General features: G+C 67.4%; 20 protein-coding genes and 1 pseudogene. 12 read left to right on the top strand and 9 right to left on the bottom strand.

What is annotated here, in order from left to right:
- Positions 1 to 156 precede the first annotated feature (156 nt).
- Positions 157 to 462, top strand: a complete 306-nt coding sequence (locus tag C0V75_RS13775) for an I78 family peptidase inhibitor (protein ID WP_254216473.1) — start codon at positions 157 to 159, stop codon at positions 460 to 462.
- Positions 463 to 522: 60 nt separating this feature from the next.
- Here the strand turns inward: C0V75_RS13775 and C0V75_RS13770 are convergent, their stop codons facing one another.
- A complete protein-coding gene (locus C0V75_RS13770; protein WP_158241847.1) occupies positions 523 to 960 on the bottom strand; it encodes a cytochrome c in 438 nt (145 codons plus the stop codon).
- A gap of 198 nt (positions 961 to 1,158) precedes the next feature.
- Here C0V75_RS13770 and C0V75_RS13765 point away from each other — a divergent pair, with 198 nt between their 5' ends.
- From C0V75_RS13765 to C0V75_RS13745, 5 genes are all read left to right on the top strand, one after another.
- Complete coding sequence (locus C0V75_RS13765) at positions 1,159 to 2,832, top strand: DNA polymerase Y family protein (protein WP_101921531.1); 1,674 nt, start codon at positions 1,159 to 1,161, stop codon at positions 2,830 to 2,832.
- An 83-nt stretch (positions 2,833 to 2,915) separates the two neighbouring features.
- Positions 2,916 to 3,278 carry a pentapeptide repeat-containing protein gene (locus C0V75_RS13760; protein ID WP_216821460.1) on the top strand — a complete coding sequence of 121 codons (363 nt, stop codon included), beginning with the start codon at positions 2,916 to 2,918 and terminating at the stop codon, positions 3,276 to 3,278.
- 205 nt (positions 3,279 to 3,483) lie between these two features.
- Positions 3,484 to 3,903 carry a VOC family protein gene (locus tag C0V75_RS13755; protein ID WP_101921771.1) on the top strand — a complete coding sequence of 140 codons (420 nt, stop codon included), beginning with the start codon at positions 3,484 to 3,486 and terminating at the stop codon, positions 3,901 to 3,903.
- 75 nt (positions 3,904 to 3,978) lie between these two features.
- Complete coding sequence (locus tag C0V75_RS13750) at positions 3,979 to 4,626, top strand: DUF2268 domain-containing putative Zn-dependent protease (protein ID WP_101921529.1); 648 nt, start codon at positions 3,979 to 3,981, stop codon at positions 4,624 to 4,626.
- A gap of 38 nt (positions 4,627 to 4,664) precedes the next feature.
- Positions 4,665 to 5,123, top strand: coding sequence for a DUF2267 domain-containing protein (locus tag C0V75_RS13745; RefSeq protein ID WP_101921528.1), 459 nt, complete (start codon positions 4,665 to 4,667; stop codon positions 5,121 to 5,123).
- Positions 5,124 to 5,170: 47 nt separating this feature from the next.
- Here C0V75_RS13745 and C0V75_RS13740 read toward each other — a convergent pair whose 3' ends face one another.
- Both C0V75_RS13740 and C0V75_RS13735 read right to left on the bottom strand, forming a co-directional pair.
- Entirely contained in the window at positions 5,171 to 6,313 is a 1,143-nt protein-coding gene (locus C0V75_RS13740; RefSeq protein ID WP_101921527.1) for a lytic murein transglycosylase, read from the bottom strand.
- A gap of 273 nt (positions 6,314 to 6,586) precedes the next feature.
- On the bottom strand, positions 6,587 to 7,075 hold the full coding sequence (locus tag C0V75_RS13735) for a peroxiredoxin (protein WP_101921526.1): 489 nt from the start codon (positions 7,073 to 7,075) through the stop codon (positions 6,587 to 6,589).
- An 88-nt stretch (positions 7,076 to 7,163) separates the two neighbouring features.
- Here C0V75_RS13735 and C0V75_RS13730 point away from each other — a divergent pair, with 88 nt between their 5' ends.
- The 3 genes and pseudogenes from C0V75_RS13730 (at position 7,164) to C0V75_RS13720 (ending at position 9,590) form a co-directional block, all read left to right on the top strand.
- A complete protein-coding gene (locus tag C0V75_RS13730) occupies positions 7,164 to 8,372 on the top strand; it encodes an NAD(P)/FAD-dependent oxidoreductase (protein WP_101921525.1) in 1,209 nt (402 codons plus the stop codon).
- Between the two features lie 10 nt (positions 8,373 to 8,382).
- A pseudogene (rsmD, locus tag C0V75_RS13725) lies at positions 8,383 to 8,949 on the top strand (16S rRNA (guanine(966)-N(2))-methyltransferase RsmD); the annotation flags it as partial.
- Positions 8,946 to 9,590 carry an HAD family phosphatase gene (locus C0V75_RS13720; RefSeq protein ID WP_101921523.1) on the top strand — a complete coding sequence of 215 codons (645 nt, stop codon included), beginning with the start codon at positions 8,946 to 8,948 and terminating at the stop codon, positions 9,588 to 9,590. The pseudogene rsmD and the gene C0V75_RS13720, both read left to right, overlap by 4 nt.
- 255 nt (positions 9,591 to 9,845) lie before the next feature.
- On the opposite strand, the gene C0V75_RS13715 is transcribed toward C0V75_RS13720, so the two are convergent.
- Both C0V75_RS13715 and mbfA read right to left on the bottom strand, forming a co-directional pair.
- On the bottom strand, positions 9,846 to 10,550 hold the full coding sequence (locus tag C0V75_RS13715; RefSeq protein WP_101921522.1) for a nitroreductase family protein: 705 nt from the start codon (positions 10,548 to 10,550) through the stop codon (positions 9,846 to 9,848).
- Position 10,551: 1 nt separating this feature from the next.
- On the bottom strand, positions 10,552 to 11,529 hold the full coding sequence (gene mbfA, locus C0V75_RS13710) for an iron exporter MbfA (RefSeq protein WP_101921521.1): 978 nt from the start codon (positions 11,527 to 11,529) through the stop codon (positions 10,552 to 10,554).
- Positions 11,530 to 11,689: 160 nt separating this feature from the next.
- Between mbfA and C0V75_RS13705 the strand changes: the two genes are divergently transcribed.
- Positions 11,690 to 11,875, top strand: coding sequence for a hypothetical protein (locus C0V75_RS13705; RefSeq protein ID WP_101921520.1), 186 nt, complete (start codon positions 11,690 to 11,692; stop codon positions 11,873 to 11,875).
- A gap of 18 nt (positions 11,876 to 11,893) precedes the next feature.
- On the opposite strand, the gene C0V75_RS13700 is transcribed toward C0V75_RS13705, so the two are convergent.
- Together C0V75_RS13700 and C0V75_RS13695 are read right to left on the bottom strand one after the other, a co-directional pair.
- Positions 11,894 to 12,241, bottom strand: a complete 348-nt coding sequence (locus C0V75_RS13700; protein WP_101921519.1) for a DUF2794 domain-containing protein — start codon at positions 12,239 to 12,241, stop codon at positions 11,894 to 11,896.
- A 273-nt stretch (positions 12,242 to 12,514) separates the two neighbouring features.
- Positions 12,515 to 13,537, bottom strand: a complete 1,023-nt coding sequence (locus C0V75_RS13695) for an asparaginase (RefSeq protein ID WP_371410688.1) — start codon at positions 13,535 to 13,537, stop codon at positions 12,515 to 12,517.
- A gap of 181 nt (positions 13,538 to 13,718) precedes the next feature.
- Between C0V75_RS13695 and C0V75_RS13690 the strand changes: the two genes are divergently transcribed.
- Positions 13,719 to 14,252, top strand: a complete 534-nt coding sequence (locus C0V75_RS13690) for an invasion associated locus B family protein (RefSeq protein WP_101921518.1) — start codon at positions 13,719 to 13,721, stop codon at positions 14,250 to 14,252.
- A 52-nt stretch (positions 14,253 to 14,304) separates the two neighbouring features.
- Here the strand turns inward: C0V75_RS13690 and C0V75_RS13685 are convergent, their stop codons facing one another.
- Positions 14,305 to 14,541 carry a hypothetical protein gene (locus tag C0V75_RS13685; RefSeq protein WP_216821459.1) on the bottom strand — a complete coding sequence of 79 codons (237 nt, stop codon included), beginning with the start codon at positions 14,539 to 14,541 and terminating at the stop codon, positions 14,305 to 14,307.
- A gap of 97 nt (positions 14,542 to 14,638) precedes the next feature.
- Positions 14,639 to 14,902 (bottom strand): type II toxin-antitoxin system ParD family antitoxin, encoded by a 264-nt coding sequence (locus C0V75_RS13680; protein WP_101921517.1) that lies wholly within the window; start codon positions 14,900 to 14,902, stop codon positions 14,639 to 14,641.
- 140 nt (positions 14,903 to 15,042) lie between these two features.
- On the opposite strand from C0V75_RS13680, the gene rlmN reads away from it, so the two are divergent.
- Entirely contained in the window at positions 15,043 to 16,227 is a 1,185-nt protein-coding gene (gene rlmN / locus C0V75_RS13675; protein ID WP_101921516.1) for a 23S rRNA (adenine(2503)-C(2))-methyltransferase RlmN, read from the top strand.
- The last annotated feature ends 18 nt before the right edge of the window (positions 16,228 to 16,245 follow it).

The following is a 16,245-nucleotide window of genomic DNA, read 5'->3' as shown; positions in this document are numbered from 1 at the left end:
ATTGCCGGGCAGGCTGTGCGAAACGCGCGGCGAATGCAATCGCCGAAACGGCTGATCCTTGCCGGTTTGCGGCAGGGCGGCTTGTCACGGGCGGGCGGGCGGCACAGGCTGGTGTGGCGGAGGCGCGGGCCTTCGTTCGGGTAGGGAGTTTCCGGGATGAAAGCCTTCAGGACAGCCGCAGCGGGGCTGATGCTGGTGTTGGGAACGGCGGCCTGCGTGCCATCGTCGCCGCCTTATGCAGGCGATCCGGGGCCTGTTTCCGGGGGCGGGGTGAATGCCTGCGGGGCGCTGGACCTGCAATATCTGGTCGGGGCGCCGGCGCGCGATCTGGAGGCGATCCAGTTCAACAAGCCGGTGCGGGTGATCTATCCGGGATCGGCGGTGACGATGGACTTCAACCCCGAGCGGTTGAATTTCGAGGTGGATCGTGCGGGCCGGGTTGCACGGGTGACCTGCGGATGATGGCAAAAGGCCCCCGCAATGGCTGCGGGGGCCTTCTGTCCTGACGATCCCGAGCGAGGATCAGGACGGGATGCGATAGGTGGTGTGGCAATCCTTGCAGGCGCCGCCGATTCCGCCCATGCCGGCCTGCACGCCTTCCAGCGTGGTGGCGTCCATGCCTTCGGCGGCGGCCTTGAGCGCGTCGCCCTTCTTCACGAAGTCTTCCCAGTTCGTCCAGATGTCCGGCTTCGAGGTGGATTTGGGATCGGTCGCCTGCGGTTCGAACTTGGCGGCGATCTCGGCCGCAGCGGCGGCGATGGCGACCTTGGCCCCATCGGCGGCAGCGGCGTCGAAGGCCGTTTCGCCACCGGCCATCTTGCCGAGGATGCCCGTGTTCATGGCGATCGTGTCCATCAGTTCCTGACGGGCCTTCACGGTGGGGTCGGTGGCTTCGGCGGCGATGGCGACACTGGCCACCATCGCGAAGCCAAGGACGAGGGCCTTGGTGGAAAATTTCATTGTTCTGGCTCCCTGCTGGAAAAGTCCGGTCACTATAGACGTGAGAGTGAATCGCGGAAGTGACGTTGTCACCTGGTAACTGGGGCTTTTGCCCCAATTCACGGAAAATTGGGGCTTGCGGCTGGACTCCGGCCTTGATGGGGCGATATTTGAACAAAGGGTGAACATTTCGGAGTCGGGTCAGGGGACGGGGCGGGCATGGGGCGGCGGCGCATTCTTTCGCTGTGGTTTCCGCGACTTGGCGCGGAGCGGGGCCTGCGCCGGGCGCGGGCCGGGATGGCGGGTCTGGCCGGGCCGCTGGCCGTGGTGGGGGAGCGGAACGGGGCGCAGGTCATCACGTCGGTTTCGGCAGAGGCCGAGGCGGCGGGGGTGAGCCTTGGCCAGCCGCTGCGCGATGCCACGGCGATGTGCCCGGCCCTGACGACGATTCCCGCCGATCCGGCGGCGGAGGCGGCCTTTCTGATGCGGCTGCGGCGCTGGGCGGGGAAGTTCTCGCCCTGGGTGGCGGAAGAGCCGCCCGGCGGTCTGGTCGTCGATCTGACAGGCTGCGCGCATCTGTTTGGCGGCGAGGCCGCGCTTCTGGCGCAGGTGGAGGCGGATTGCGCCGAGATGGGGCTGACGCTGCGGGCGGCCATCGCCGATACGGTGGGGGCGGCCTGGGCGCTGTCGCGCCATGCGGGGCAGGGGGTGCAGGTCCTGCGCAGCGGCGATGCCATCCAGCAGGAGGCCCATGCGACGCGGTCGCGTGCGGCCAAGCGGCGGGGATGGGAGAAGGGCGGCGCGCTGCCCGTGGCGGGGGCGGGGGCGGCGGGCCCGCGCGGCGTGATCGCGCCGGAGGGGAAGATGCGGCAGGCGCTGGGGCCGCTGCCCGTGGCCGCGCTGCGGCTGGAGCCGGAGGCGGTGGAGGGGTTGGTGCGGCTGGGCCTGCGCCGGGTGGAGGATATCGCGGTGCTGCCACGCGCGGCGCTGGCGCGGCGGTTCGGGGCGGCGGTGCTGCGGCGGCTGGATCAGGCGCTGGGGCTTGAACCCGAACCGGTGACGCCGGCGGGGGCGCCCCTGCATTTCGCGGCGCGGATCAGCCTGCCGGAGCCCATCGGCCTGCTGGCCGATGTGGAGGCGGCGCTGGACCGGCTGCTGCCGGTCCTTTGCGCGCGGCTGAAGCGGCAGGGGCATGGCGCGCGGCGGGTGCGGCTGGAGGCGGTGCGGACGGATGGCGCGGTGCAGGTGGCCGAGGTGGGGCTGGCCCGCGCCTCGGACCGGGAGGATCGCATCCGGCCCCTTCTGGCGATGAAGCTGCCCGATCTGGAGGCGGGCTTCGGGTTCGACATGATCCGGCTGGAGGCGGTGGCGGTGGAGCGGCTGGCCCCGATGCAGCATCGCAGCCCGGCGGTGACGGGGACGGTGGCGGGGACGGTGGCGGTGGCCCCGCAGGATGGGGGCCTGGACGATCTGCTGGGCAAGCTGGGGGTGCGGCTGGGGGCGGAGGCGGTGACGCGGTTCCATCCCGGTGACAGCCATGTGCCGGAAAAGGGGGCGCAGGTTCTGGCCGCGGCATGGTCGGCCGCTTTCACGGGGGAATGGCCGAAGCGGGGGCGGCGGCCCTTGGTGCTGTTCCGCCCCGAACCGCTGGGCGCGCCGGAGGATGACCCGACGCCCCCCGCCCGGTTCCGCTGGCGGCGGCGCGAGATGGTGACGCGCTTTGCCGTGGGGCCGGAGCGGATCGCGCCGGAATGGTGGCTGGACGATCCCGACTGGCGGACGGGGCCGCGCGATTACTGGCGGGTGGAGACGGAAGCGGGCGAGCGGCTGTGGCTGTTCTTCGCCCATGGCGGGGATGTGACGGGGGGGTGGTTCTGTCACGGGGGGGAGTGAGGGGCGCGGCGGGGCGGTGCGTGGGGACCACGCACCCTACGGGCCATTGGCGGGGTGATCCCCGCCTTACGGGATGCACCCTGTTGACGGGCGGGCGTGGGCGTGGCCTCGTGGTCAAGGCACAGGCGAAGGGGGTGGACGCTATGGACCTGCATCACGTGACGGCCCGGCTGGATGTGAACGACGCCGATCTGTCGGGATCGCGGTTCAACGATGCGAACCTGTCGGGGGCGAGTTTCAACCAGATCAATTTCTCGGGCGCGCGTTTCAACGACAGCAACATGAGCGGCTGGCGGGTGAATGACGTGAACCTGTCGGGCGCGGTGTTCGATAACCTGAATCTGTCGGGGGCGGTGCTGACCAATTGCCGCCTGACGGGGGTGACGATCGACGGGGTTCCGCTGGAGGAGATGATGGCGGCCTGGCGGCGGTCGGTCGGGGGCTGAGGGGGCGCCCTATCCGACAGGGGATTGGGAGGCGGTGGAGGCGGCGCGCATGGGTTGGACCTTGCATCTGCCCGACGCGCGGGGGAATCTGTCGGACCGCGAGGCAGACCTGCGCCGCCTGCTGGCGGAGTGCGATTTCGGCAGGATCGGCTGATTGCCCGCAAAGGCTGGCGTCGATGAAGACCAGACCGACCATGGAGCAAGCATGACCAGAGCGCGCGTCACCGGCATAAATCATGTCACGCTTGCCGTGGCTGACCTTGATCGGTCGGTCTCTTTCTATCGGGATGTTCTGGGGCTGGAACTGCGCGCCATCTGGAGCGAGGGGGCGTATCTGGAGGCGGGTGCCTTGTGGCTCTGCCTGTCGGTCGATCCGAAGGCGGAACATGCGAGACGGGACGACTACACGCATCTGGCCTTGGACGTGCCGGTGGATGATTTCCAAAGGCTGTCCGCCGAGGTCAAGGCGCGGGCCGAAGTTTGGAAGGAAAACCGTTCGGAGGGCGCATCGCTTTATTTCCTTGATCCGGATGGGCACAAGCTTGAACTGCATGTCGGTTCGTTGGCGTCCCGCTTGCAGCATTACCGGACCCATCCTTCGCCCGATCGACGCTTGTTCGACTGAGCGCGAAAGGCGGTGGCTTGACGGGCGCAGACACCTTGCCGACATGAGGGTCGGGATGACGTGAGGGAGGCGCGCATGGGTTGGACCTTGCATCTGTTGAACGCGCGGGGGCGTCTGTCGGGCATCGAGGCGGAGTTGCGCGCCGCTTTGGCCGAGGCGGAGGCGCGGTTGGACGCGGTGGCGCCTGCCGTGGCGCTGGATGTCGTCATCCGGGCGATGGATCATCCGATGCCGCCTGCGCTGCGCGTGACGGGGGCCTCTTACGGGCCGGGGCGGATGGAGTTGGGGATCGACCTGACGCAGGGGGGCGCGGAGGGGCTGCGGCACGAGCTGCTGAAGGCGGTCTATCATGAGTTTCATCATGTCCTGCGCTGGGATGGGCCGGGATATGGCGACAGGCTGGGCGAGGCGCTGGTGTCGGAAGGGCTGGCGCAGGTTTTCGTGCATGAGATGATGGACTGCCCGCCGGAGCCATGGGAGGTGATGCCGCCGGGGGTTGACTTTGCGGCGCTGTGCCAGCGGGCGCATGCGGAGTTTGACGCGACCGGCTATGACCATGAGGCGTGGTTCTTCGGCGCGGGCGATCTGCCGGATGGGACGGGTTACGCGCTGGGCCGGATGCTGGTGGCGCGGGTTCTGGCGGAGCGGCCGGGGCAGACCGCGCTGGGCATGGCGTGGGAAGCTGCGGCGGGGTTTCGTGAGGCGTTGCTGCGGCTGCGCTGATGCGGGCCTGCGGAGCGACAAAGGAAAGGGGGCAGAGAATGCCGATGCCGTGGACCTATCGCCATGCGTCGAAGGAATGGCGGGCCATTCTGGATGATCTGAAGGATCGCATGGCGCTGGACTCCGACAACATGGCCTATACGGCGATGGATGGGGTGTTGCAGGTGTTCCGGCGGCGGTTGACGGCGCAGCAAGGGCTGGATTTCGCATCGGTCCTGCCCGCGATCCCGCGCGCCGTCTTTGTTGCGGGATGGGTGGTGCAGGACCCGCCCCTGCCCTTTGCCGAACGGGCCGCGCTGACGCGGGAGGTGAAGCAGGTCCGTCCGCATCACAACCTGACGCCCGACACTGCGATCGAGGCCACGGCATGGACTCTGCGGCGCTATTGCGACCGCGACGATCTGGAGCGGGTCCTGGCCCGTCTGCCTGAGGGCGCGGTGGCGTTCTGGCATGTCGAGGTGGCCGATCCGCTGGAGTTGGCGCCGCGGATCTTGTGAAGGCTGGACCTTCTGCGGGGGGCGGGGAGACCCCCGCCCTACGGGACCTAGCGCAGCGCTTGCAGCAGGGCCTGTGACGGCTGGCCGGTGACGGGCAGGCCCTGGGCGGCCTGGAAGGCGCGGATGGCGGTTTCGGTGTTCTTGCCGATCACGCCATCGGTTCCCTGCGTGTCGTAGCCGCGCGCCGTGAGGCGCTGTTGCAGGGTGATGCGGTCGGCCTTGGTCAGGCCGTTGGCATCGGGCGGGAAGCTGCCGCGCAGGGGGCCTGCGCCTGCGATCCGGTCTGACAGATGGCCCACGCCGATGGCATAGGCATCGGAGTTGTTGTAGCGCTTGATGACGCGGAAATTGGCGGTGGTGGCGAATTGCGGGCCGCCCGCCTGCGGCTGGATGATCGCGCCTGCGGGCGCGTTGCCGCCCACCTCGCCGCCCCAGCGCAGGCCGGGGGTCCAGCCGTTGCGTTGCAGATAGGCTGCGGCGGAGGCGAGCGCATCGGAGGGATCGTCGGACCAGATGTCGCGCCTGCCATCGCCGGTGTAATCCACCGCGAAGTCCAGATAGGAGGTGGGAATGAACTGGGTATGGCCCATGGCCCCCGCCCAGCTTCCTGTCATGCGGTCGGCGGGGATGTCGCCGTTCTGGAGGATGCGCAGCGCGGCGGTCAGTTGCTGTTCGAAGAAGGCGCCGCGGCGGCCATCGAAGGCGAGGGTGGAGGTGGCCGAGATCACCGAAACCTCGCCGCGCCTTTCGCCATAGAAGCTTTCGAGGCCCCAGATGGCGGTGATGACCTCTGCCTCGACCCCATAGCGGGATTGCAGGTCGGCCAGCAGGCCGCGATGGCGGGCAAAGGCGGCGCGGCCTTTGCTGACGCGCTCCTCCGAGACGGCGATGGAGAGGTAGTCTTCGAGGCTGCGGGAGGTTTCGGTCTGGTTTCGGTCGCGGGTGATGACGCCGGGCAGGAAGCCCGCGTTGCGGAAGGCCAGCGAGAGCGTGGGCTGCGCAATGCCACGGTCGGCGGCGCGGTCGCGGAAGGCGGCGACCCAGGCGTCATAGGCGGGGTTCGGGACCGGGCGCAGGTCGGCGGGAAGGGGCGAGGGGACGCTGACACCGCCGCGCGGCAGGCTGGGTGTGCAGGCGGAGAGGCCGAGGCCGATGAGGCCCAGTCCGAAGGCGCGACGGTCGATCTGCATGGGTTGCTCGTTCCAGTCCGGTTTTCGGGGAAGTGTGACGCCGGAGCGGGCGGCAGACAAGGAGGCCAGAGGGCGGGCCCGGTGCGGTGGCGGAAGCGCGCCGGGCGGCATTGGGGGATGGGCCGGATGGCCCATCCTACGGCTATGTGCCCGGTTTCCTGCCCGCCGCTATGGGAATGGCCGGGAAGATGAGTATTTGGGCCAAGGTGAAAGGGCAGGGTTCATCCCGCCATGCGGCCCGGGGAAGGGTGGGGGTCGACCCCACCCGATCCGTCAGATTGCCTTCAGCAAGGCCTCGCCGCCCGAGATTTCGCAGGTGCCGGGGCTTTCCTCGAGATGCAGCGCCTTGACCACGCCGTCTTCGGCATAGAGCGCGTAACGCTTGGACCGGGCCAGCAGGCCGACCGGGGGCGCGTCGAAGGCGAGGCCCATCGCCTTGGTGAAGCTGCTATCGGCATCGGCCAGCAGGGTGAGGCCGGCGGCGGTGGCGCCGGTGGCTTCGCCCCAGGCCTTCATCACGAAGGGATCGTTGACCGAGACGCAGATGATTTCATCCACGCCCTTGGCGGCGAAGCCATCCTTGGTGCGGATGAAGCTGGGGACATGGGCGGAATGGCAGGTGGGAGTGAAGGCGCCGGGGACGGCGAAGATCACGACCTTGCGGCCCTTGGTGCGGTCGGCCACGGAAATGGCTTCGGCCCCGCCTTCGCCCATGCGGATGAGCGTGGCTTCGGGCAGCGGCTGGCCTACGGAAATCGTCATTCTTCGTCCCTCGCGTCGTTGCGTTTCACTGAGGCAGGGATATAGGGTCCGGCCCGGGCTTCGGCCAGATGGAAACGGGGGACGGGCGATGGCGCATGTGGTGATCGTGGGGGCAGGGCAGGCGGGGGCCGCCTGTGCGGCGAAGCTGCGGGCGCTGGGTTTTGCGGGTGACGTCACGATCATCGGCGAGGAGCCCGCGCCGCCCTATCAGCGGCCGCCTTTGTCCAAGGCCTATCTTCTGGGCGAGATGGAGGAGGAGCGGCTCTGGCTGCGGTCGGCGGAATTCTATGCAGAACAAGGGATTGCGCTGCGGCTGGGGGCGAAGGTCGAGCGGATCGACACGGGCGCGCGGACGGTGACGGTGGGCGGCGAGGTTCTGGGATATGACGAGCTGGTGCTGACCACGGGGTCGGTGCCGCGGCGGTTGCCTGCGGCGGTGGGGGGCGATCTGGGCGGGGTCTATACCGTGCGGACACTGGCCGATGTGGATGCGATGCGGGGGGAGTTCGCGCCGGGGCGGCGGCTGGTGATCGTGGGGGGCGGTTATATCGGGCTGGAAGCGGCGGCAGTGGGGGCCAAGCTGGGCCTTGACGTGACGGTGCTGGAGATGGCGCCGCGCATCCTGCAACGTGTGGCGGCGCCGGAGACATCGGATTACTTCCGCGCGCTGCACGGGGCGCGGGGGGTGAAAATCCTTGAATCCACGGGGCTTGAGCGCCTTTTGGGCGAGGGCCGGGTGACGGGGGTGCGCCTGTCGGATGGGCGGGAGCTGCCGGCCGATTTCGTGATCGCGGGGGTGGGGATCGTGCCGGCGACGGCTTTGGCCGAGGCGGCGGGGATCGCGGTGGAGAACGGGATTGCCTGCGATGACCAGGGGCGGACCTCGGCCCCGCATGTCTGGGCGGCGGGGGATTGCGCGTCCTTTCCGTGGAAGGGCGGGCGGCTGCGGCTGGAATCGGTGGGGAATGCCATCGACATGGCCGAGGCGGTGGCGGAAAATATCTGCGGTGCGGCAAGGCCTTACGAGGCGCGTCCGTGGTTCTGGTCGGATCAGTACGATTGCAAGTTGCAGATCGCGGGGCTGAATACGGGCTATGACCGGATCGTCACGCGGCCCGGCGAGGGGGGCGCTGTGTCCTTCTGGTATTACCGCGGGGAGGCGCTGCTGGCGGTGGATGCGATGAATGACAGCCGCGCCTATATGGTGGGCAAGCGGTTGATCGAGATGGGGAAATCGCCGAAGCCCGAGGTGGTGGCGGACCCGGCGACGGACATGAAGGCGCTGCTGAAGGCATGACGAAGGCGGGCGCATGAGGATCATCGGCGGCCAGTTCCGGGGGCTGCATCTGGCGCCGGTGGGCGAAGGGGATGCCAAGGCGCATCTGCGGCCCACCTCCGACCGGGTGCGGGAGGCGATCTTCAACCTGTTGATAAATGGCGGTTATGGCGATCCTGTCACGGGCGCGCGGGTGCTGGACCTGTTTGCCGGGACGGGGGCGCTGGGGTTGGAGGCGATCTCGCGCGGGGCGGCGCGGGCGGCCTTTGTCGATGACGGGGCGGCGGCGCGGGCGCTGCTCAGGCGGAACATCGAACTGATGCGGGCGATGGGCGTGACGGATGTCTGGCGGCGGGATGCGACGCGGATGGGGCCGAACCGGGGGGAGGGTTATGCGCTGGTTTTCCTGGACCCGCCCTATGGCAAGGGGCTGGGGGAGAAGGCGCTGGCCTCCTGTGCCGAGGGGGGGTGGATCGGGCCCGGCGGGCTGGTCGTCTGGGAAGATGGGGCGGCGCCGGTGATCCCGCAAGGCTTTGAAATGCTGGACCAAAGACGGTATGGCGATACGCTGGTGACGCTGCTGAGGGCGGGGGAATGAAACCGGGTGCGGTGATCTTCGATTGTGACGGTGTGGTGGTGGACAGCGAGCATCCGACGCTTGTGATGATCCGCGACGATCTGGAGCGATATGGCCTGCCGATGACGCTGGAGGCTTTGGAGGCGGGCTATATCGGCGGCACGGTGGAGACGGTGGCCGAGAAGGCCCGGGCCAATGGGGCGCGGCTGCCGGAGGACTGGGTCGCGGAGTTCTACGAGCGGATGTATGCGATGCTGCGGGCGTCGGTGCCGTTGATTTCGGGCATCGTGGATGTGCTGGATGCCCTTGATTCCGCAGGGATTCCCTTTGCGATGGGGTCGAACGGGACGCCCGAGAAGATGCAGATCACGCTGGGCCAGCATGGGCTGATCGGGCGGTTCCGGGGGCATCTGTATTCCGGGCAGGCGCTGGGGCGGCCGAAGCCCGCGCCCGATCTGTTCCTGCATGCGGCGGAGCGGTTGGGGGTTCCGGCGGCGGACTGCGTGGTGGTGGAGGACAGCCCGGCAGGGGCGCGGGCGGCGCGGGCGGCGGGGATGCGCTGTTTCGGCTATGCGCCGAGAGGGGCGCATCCGGCGCTGGCGGCGGAGGGGGCCGTGTTGTTTAACGACATGGCGGAATTGCCGGGGATTCTGGGGGTTTAGCCGTCAGAGGCTGTGCCGGATCCTGTGCCGCATTCTGTGCAGCAAAGTGTACATACAAATCCGGGCAGGGTGGCGGGCGGATTCGTGGTTAAGGGTGCGCAGCCGCACAGGTTGGATGGGCGGGTGCGCGGTGGGGGCGAAATCTGACGCGGATTTCGCGGCGATTTCTGGCGCAGAAATCGCTGGGAAGCGGCAGGCTGGGAAGCGGCAGGCCGGGGGGCGGAATTTGCGTCAAATTCCGCTTCGGTTTGTGCGTCACAAACCGCCTTCCGGGAAAACCGTCAGGATCGCGGCGAGGGGCTTTTTCCGCTTGGCCACGGCGGGGACTGTCGCATCCGCGGCGGGCCAGCCGACGGGCAGGATCATCACCGGTTTCTCGTGATCGGGACGGCCGAGCAGGGGGCCGAGGAATTTCATCGGATTGGGCGTGTGTTCGAGGCAGACGAGCCCGGCGTGATGCAGCGCAGCGATGAGGAAGCCGGTGGCGAGCCCCACGCTTTCGGGGACGTAGTAGTTCTTGTAGCGGGTGCCGTCTTCGGTGAGGCCATAGCGCTGGGCGAAGACCACGATCAGCCAGGGCGCATCGGTGAGATGGGGTTTCGAGACGCCGGTGCCGATCGGTTCCAGCGCGGCGAGCCATTCATCGCCCGCCGCGCCGGAATAGAAGGCGCGTTCCTCTTCCTCGGCCCCGTCCCGGATGCGGGCCTTCAGCGCGGGGTCGGAGACGGCCACGAAGTGCCAGGGCTGGTGGTTCGCGCCCGAGGGCGCGGTGCCGGCGGTGGCGATGCAGGTTTCGATCACGGCCTGCGGGACGGGGCGGGTGGAGAACTGGCGGACGGAATGGCGTTTCTTCATGTAGTCGAGGAAGGACTGCGCATCGGCCAGCGCCCGGTCATCGGGTTTCTGCACGCGGTCGGGCAGGGGGAGCGGTTCATATCTCACCTCGCCCTTGCGATACATGTCAGCCCCCCCCGATCAATGCCCCTGCGGCGAAGACCAGAGCACCGCCGAGGACAACCTGCAAGGCCGCGCGGAGGAAGGGGGTTTCCATGAAGCGGTTCTGGATCCAGGCGATGGCCCAGAGTTCGACGAAGACGACGAGGATGGCGATGGTGGTCGCCGTCCAGAAATCGGGGATGAGATAGGGCAGGGCATGGCCCATGCCGCCCAGCGTCGTCATCACGCCCGAGGCGAGGCCGCGTTTCCAGGGGCTGCCGCGCCCGGAAAGGACGCCGTCATCATGTGCGGCCTCGGTGAAGCCCATGGAGATGCCCGCGCCGACGGAGGCGGCGGTGCCGACGAGGAAGGTCGTCCAGGTGTCCTGGGTGGCGAAGGCGGTGGCGAAGATCGGGGCGAGGGTGGAGACGGAGCCATCCATCAGCCCGGCAAGGCCCGGCTGCACCCAGGTCAGGATGAACTGGCGGCGGGCGGTGAAATCCTCTTCGGATTTCGCCTCGTCCGTCAGGTGTTTGTCGGCCAGTTCGCCCGCCTTGCGTTCATGGCCCGCCTCGGCGGCGGCGAGGTCGCCCAGAAGCTTGCGCGTGGCGGCATCGGTCGTGGATTGGGCGGCGCGGGTGTAGAAGCGCTGCGCCTCTTGCTCCATCGCTGCCGCTTCGCCCCGGATCGTGTCGAGGGGCAGGTTATGGGTGAGCCAGACGGGTTTGCGCGCGTAATGGCCTGCCACATGTTCGCGGCGGATCAGGGGGATGACCTCGCCGAAGCGGCTGCGGTGGAGGTCGATCAGGCGCTGGCGGTGCTGGTCTTCCTCGGCCGCCATGCCATCGAAGATGGCGGCGGAGGCGGGGAATTCGCCGCGCAGCCTTTCGGCATAGGAGCGGTAGATGCGGCTGTCATCTTCCTCGGAGGAGATGGCGAGGGCGAGGATTTCCTGTTCGGAGAGATCGGAAAAGCGGCGACGGGTGGAGAGGCCGGGGATCATGGGGGCACCGTTTAGAATTAGAATGATTCTAGATTAGCGTGAGCCGCCGGGGGCGCAAGGCGAAAAAGTGAACAGAACGGTTCAGAATGGGGTTGAAATCGGAGGGCAGATGGCCATATTGGAGAAGTGAACGAAACAGTTCATTTCAGGAGTGAGCCAAATGAAACCGATGCTTCCCCTTGCCCTGATCGCGTCGCTTGCGGCGCTGCCGATGCTGTCCGGTCCGGCGCTGGCCGGGGGCGGGATCGTCTTTGATCTGCCGAACCTGACCTGGCCCGATGCCGGGACCCCGCCGCAACCCGGCCCGGCGACGGTGATGGGCACGAAATCGGTGGCGAAGCCCTGATTGCGGGGCTGATGCGGGTCAGTCGATCGGGCGGATCAGGCGCTTTTCCAGCACCTTGAGCACGGCGGACAGGTCATGGCCGCGCCTCAGGATCTGCCCGTCCATCCCGACCACGGCATACATGCCCTGACGGGCGCGGAGCTTGGGGCGTTTCTCGATCCGGTAGAGCGGATGTTCCGCCGTGCGGCGGAAGACCGAGAAGACGGCGAGATCGCGCAGCGAGGCGATGCCGTAGTCGCGCCATTCACCCAGGGCGACCATGCGGCCATAGAGGGTGAGGATGGTCGAAAGCTCATGCCGGTCGAAGCTGACCTGTTCGGACAGCCGGTCGGATATGGGGAAAGGGGTTGGCGGGGTCACCGACATGGGGGGCCAGATTACCCCCTTGGCGCGGCAAATCAAGACGCTGGGCAGGGGTGTGTGATGCGAGGCTGTGGGTAGCCTTGGACCTGCCGCGAAGACACCGCGAAGATTCCTTGATCCGATCCGATTTCCGCCCGTTTGTTTGGCGAGAACAGGGTCAGACGACGCGACGGGGTCGGTATCACAGCCCCCACCAAGCACCGGGTCCGGAGCGTCTGTCACAATCGGAGGCCCCCGTCGAAGCGCGGCGGGGGCCTTTCGGCTTTTGTGCCGTGGTCAGCCGGGAAACCCCGCTGCGGCGCGGAGGATGCCGGTTTCGCGGCCGCGCCAGTTCTTTTGCACCGCATCCAGCCTTTTCTTCGCGGCGGGGTGGTTGGGGTCGAGGACGCCCAGACGGGCAAGGAGGGCGGTGATGGCGCCTTCGGCGCCGCGGGTGCCGCCATCGGTGATTTTCAGGGCGATGCCCATCTTCCGTTCGGGGATGATGGCGATGAAGACGGCCTCGGCGCCGGTCTTGATGGCCACGCGCCCCTCCATCGCGCGCATGAGTTCGGTGCAGGCGCGGCCTTCGCCGGCGACCATTTCCGGGTATTGCCCCATGGCGCGGGTCAGGCGGTGCATGGCGCGGTCGCGGGCGTCGCCCGTGCCGGTGGCGGCGGCGAAGCGGGCCATGGCGCGGGCAAGGCCGTGGACGGAGGTGGCGAAATTGGGGGCGGAGCAGCCGTCGATGCCATGGCCGGGGGAGGTTTCGCCCGTCACCTCTTCATGCGCCTGTTTCGAGGCGCGCTGGACGGGGTGGTCCAGCTCGACATATTCGGGGTCGGCCTTGAGGTGGCGGTTCAAGGTGAGGAAGCCCGCATGTTTGCCGGAGCAGTTGTTGTGGCACTGGCAGGGCTTTTCATCCGCCTTGATGAGGCGGTTCCTCTCGGCCGTGTCATAGGGTTCATGCGCGCCGCAGCGCAGATCGGCGTCGGAGAGGCCGAGATCGGCAAGCCAGCGGGTGACGGCCTCGGTATGGATGGCCGCCCCTTGATGGCTTGCGCAGGCCAGCGCGACCTGGCGGTCGGTGAGGCCATGCGCCTCGGCCGCGCCGGATTCGAGCAGGGGCAGGGCCTGGATCATCTTGCAGGAGGAGCGGGGAAAGATGACGGCGGCGGGATCGCCCCAGCTTTCGACGATGGCACCGCTTTCATCGCAGATGACGGCATGGCCGGAATGGGTGCTTTCGAGAAGGCCGCCGCGCCAAAGCTCGATCATCGGATGGGGCATCGGATGGGGCATCGGATGGGGGGCGGCCATGATGGGGACTCCTCGCTCACAGATGCGCGAATTGTCGCCCATGGGGCTTTCGCGCAATGGTCTTCATCGGTTACAAGGGGATATCGAGTTGGCAAGGTCCGCGCCACAGGAAAAGGCCCGTCTATCCGCAGGGTAGCGAGGGCGGTGGGCGGATGAGAGGCATAAGCGGAGGCCCGACCCCATGACCACCCTGTTCGGCCGCGTCGCTGGCGCTGCTTTGATTGCGTCAACGTTTGCTTTTGTGGCCCCTTTTGCGGCTGTGGCGCAGGAATCCGACAACCGCGTGGCGGTGACGTCGGACTGGAACGTCTTCACCGAAGAGGAACCGAAGGAATGCTGGGGGGTGACCGTCCCGAAGGAAACGGTCAACACCCGCGACGGGCAGCCGGTTTCGGTGCGGCGGGGGGATATCCTGCTGTTCGTGACCTTCCGCCCCGGTCGGCCGGGCGAGATTTCCTTCACCGGCGGCTATCCCTTTGCCAATGGTTCGACGGTGCAGATCGACGTGGACGGCAATTCCTATGACCTGTTCACCGATGGCGAATGGGCCTGGCCTGCCACGCCCGAGGCCGATGCGCAGCTTCTGGCGGCGATGAAGGCGGGGACGACGGCGGTGCTGTCGGCGCGGTCGGATCGCGGGACGCAGACGCGCGACACGTTCAGCCTGCGGGGCTTTACCGCCGCGATGACGGAAGCCGAGACGCGCTGCCAGTAAGGCCTTGCAAGAATTGAATGGATTTGGCCCCCGGTTCGGGGGCCTTTTCGTTTCAGTCGGGGGTGAGCAGTCGGGCGAGGATGCGGGCATCATGGTCCTGCCCGCCGAAGAAGATGGCGAGGAGGCGGATCACCTGCCGGTCTTCGTTCAGGTCGAAGTAGAAGACGGCGCGGTCCTTGGTGACGCGGCGGGTATTCTGGCCGAGTTCGGGGCAGCGGGTGCCCTGGTAGGGGGCGCGGGTCAGGGTGCCGAGGTCGATAAGGATCGTCCGGATGCGGCGATCTGCCATTTCGGATGCCCGTGCCTTCGGTTCACCAAGCGAAGTGGCGCTGTGAAAGACGAAGTCCTCGATACTGCTGAGGTCACTGGCAATGACGTCAGAAAGTTCAATCTGCCAGACCACGGTCTCGCCTTTTGTCGGAAAGCATCTTGTCAACCTTCGCCACCATTTCCTGCTGGCTGATGAAGGTGCCTTGACGACGTTGGTCCAGAAGCGCGCGGAGGGCGTCCGAGCCTTCCGACTCGCGTTGGACCAGTTCCAGCCCGTGCTGGATCACCGCGCTGAGGCTGCTGAAGCGGCCTTCGGCGACGAGGCGGCGGGCGAAGGCATCCTGCTGGTCGGTCAGGGAGATGGAGGATTTGACGGTCATCTTGAGGCCCTCGGTCGGTGCTACTGGGTAGTATGTGGGGCGTGCGGGGGGTGGTCAAGGCGCGGGCGTGGGGGGTGGCTTTCGTTTTTCGGGCGAATCCCCTATATGAACGCCTTCCCGGCCTTTCTGGACACGCAGCCATGACCGCAAATGCGCCCATCACGCAGGACGTTCTGACCCTTCCGCGCAAGCTGCCGGAGGGGGGGAAGACCAATATCGTCGGCCTGACGCGCGAGCAGTTGAGGGAGGCGCTGGTTGCGGCGGGGACGCCCGAGAAACAGGCCAAGATGCGGCTGGGGCAGATCTGGCAATGGGTCTATCACTTCGGCATCCGCGATTTCGCGGCGATGACCAATCTGGCGAAGGATTACCGCGCCCTGCTGGCGGAGCATTTCGTGATCGAGGTGCCGGAGGTGGTGAGCCGCCAGATCTCTGCCGATGGGACGCGGAAATATCTGGTGCGGATCGCGGGCGGGCATGAGGTGGAGACGGTCTATATTCCGGAGGAGAACCGGGGGACATTGTGCATCTCTTCCCAGGTCGGTTGCACGCTGACCTGTTCCTTCTGCCATACGGGGACGCAGAAGCTGGTGCGGAACCTGACGGCGGGGGAGATTGTCGGGCAGGTGATGCTGGCGCGCGACGATCTGGGGGAATGGCCGAAGCCGGGAGAGCCGAAGGATGAGACGCGGCTTGTGTCCAACGTCGTCCTGATGGGGATGGGCGAGCCGCTGTACAATTTCGAGAATGTCCGGGATGCCATGAAGGTGGTGATGGACAATGAGGGGCTGACGCTGTCGCGGCGGCGGATCACCTTGTCCACCTCGGGCATCGTGCCGGAGATCGCGCGGACGGCGGAGGAGATCGGCTGCCTGCTGGCGGTGTCCTTCCATGCGACGACGGACGAGGTGCGGGATCGGCTGGTGCCGGTGAACAAGAAGTGGAACATCGCCACGCTGCTGGAGGCGCTGCGGGACTATCCGCGCCTGTCGAACAGCGAGCGGATCACGTTTGAATACGTGATGCTGAAGGGCGTGAATGACAGCGATGCGGATGCGCGGCGGCTGGTGAAGCTGATTGCGGGGATTCCGGCGAAGATCAACCTGATCCCCTTCAACGAATGGCCCGGCGCGCCCTATGAGCGGTCGGATTGGGAGCGGATCGAGGCTTTTGCCGACATCATCTACAAGGCGGGCTATGCGAGCCCCATCCGCACCCCGCGCGGCGAGGATATCATGGCGGCTTGCGGGCAGTTGAAATCGGCCACGGAGCGGGCGCGGAAATCGGCGCGGGAGATCGCGGCGGAGGCCGGGCTTTCGGGTTGATCTGCGTCGGGCGCGCGG

Origin of the sequence: Tabrizicola sp. TH137 (genome assembly GCF_002855575.1) — a bacterium.
In the GTDB taxonomy this organism is placed as follows: Bacteria; Pseudomonadota; Alphaproteobacteria; order Rhodobacterales; family Rhodobacteraceae; genus Paragemmobacter.
The sequence above is the reverse complement of the archived record's forward strand: the minus strand, read 5'-3'. Positions and strand labels throughout refer to the sequence as shown.